1 protein-coding gene is annotated in these 1,550 nt (G+C 53.5%); it reads right to left on the bottom strand.

Features of this window, described 5'->3' with window-relative positions; translation table 11 throughout:
• Positions 1-282: 282 nt before the first annotated feature.
• Positions 283-957 carry a hypothetical protein gene (locus tag C450_RS06665; RefSeq protein ID WP_152424452.1) on the bottom strand — a complete coding sequence of 225 codons (675 nt, stop codon included), beginning with the start codon at positions 955-957 and terminating at the stop codon, positions 283-285.
• Positions 958-1,550: the final 593 nt, after the last annotated feature.

Raw genomic sequence — 1,550 nt, 5'->3', positions numbered from 1 at the left:
GAAATCACCCTGATGTGTGTCGTCTACAACATCAAACGCTCCGTCAAGCAGTGAAATCCACCGCCCTATGGCGATTCAACACAGCCCTTCAGTCATCTATCGCTGGCTGAGTGCCTCGGCATACCAGAAAGCGACAGGATCGTGTCTTTCGCTCATATGGCTGTCCTGCCTACTTTGTCCGGTCGACTCTCTGTTCCAGCGGCCCTTGTTTGGAGCAGTGGCCATGGTGATTCCAGTATTTCTGTGTTGGTTCATGTCATATATAGTATTGACGGCTGTTGATCAGGTGTGGACAGACCCGCCTGAATCGGCAGCCGGTCTCTGATTTCGATGCAGGTAGGTCGATCCGAGCCCGACCAATCCCACTGGTATCGAGAGAGCGATCATCGGGAGGAGGAGATTGTCGAGATTGACAGTGTTGCTGGCGATCTGGGTGGTTTGTTGGGTGGTGGTCCCCGTTCCTCCGCCACCACTACTCATTGCAGCCCCGATGAACAAGACTGCTATCAGTACCATCACCAGATAGCCGGCGAAGTTGCTCACGAAGCTGGTAAGATAGGCTGTTCGGGGTTCGTCGTAGAGGCCGTCGGCTGCGCGAACGCTGCTGTAGACCGCAATCACCGGACCGATCAGCAGGACGATCGCGAGGAGAGCCAGCGAGAAAATGGCAGAAAGGAACTGTCCACCGGGAGTGTTGGCGCTTGCGAGAAGGTCGATGATCAGGTAGCCGGTGATGCCGAAGCCAGCACCAACCAGCGCGAACAGACCAACGACGTATTTCGTCTGCTGCTTTGCGGCCTGACCAGAGAGTCGGTCGCGAGCAGAATCGAAGGCTCGACCAGCTGTTTCTCCGACACCGCTAGTACTGGGTTGGCTCTCTCCTGGCGTGGAGGTGGTCAATTGGTTCGACATCTGATGGCCACCCTCATCCTCGGATGAAGACGGTTCGTCGGTCACCGTTCCCGAGGCGGACTGTTCCTCTGGATTCTGATGTTCACTGTCTGAACTCATCCATTTGCTCATGAAAGGGGTGGATGTTAAATTCCATCCCCTGCTGCAAAATCTCAGTAGCCCAGAAGTCGTCTATAGTGTTTAGCAGAAGTCCTCATACTCCCATCAGACAACCTCCCCGCCAACTGTTAGAAGCACCGTGCAAGATATAGAGGCTATCTCGCACCATGTTTCTGTCAGTATCTCTTGTCTCTCGTTGTTCCCCATGATCCTTATCCTGCCATCTTAGAGGGGATGGCCACGTGGTAGTAGTAGCGGCAGCGGTCGTCGGAGTGCGTCGGTCAACCCATGTGGAATTTCAGACCCCGAACAACTATATCCGTAGCCATCGAAGTCGGAGTATGAACTTGAGAACATGGCTGAATGAAAAAGGAATGACGTATGTCGGATTACTCTCTGTGTCACTCATAGGAGTGGCTTATCTACTCAGTATTACTGCACTGAAACTAGTTGGTCGCGTCGGAAAACCGTTCAGAGTTCACCTCCGTTCGTTGTGACCGACACGCTACATCGTATCTTTCCGTGAGTTGACCGCTGGA

The sequence above is a fragment of the Halococcus salifodinae DSM 8989 genome, from assembly GCF_000336935.1.
GTDB classification, from domain to species: domain Archaea; phylum Halobacteriota; class Halobacteria; order Halobacteriales; family Halococcaceae; genus Halococcus; species Halococcus salifodinae.
The sequence above is the reverse complement of the archived record's forward strand: the minus strand, read 5'-3'. Positions and strand labels throughout refer to the sequence as shown.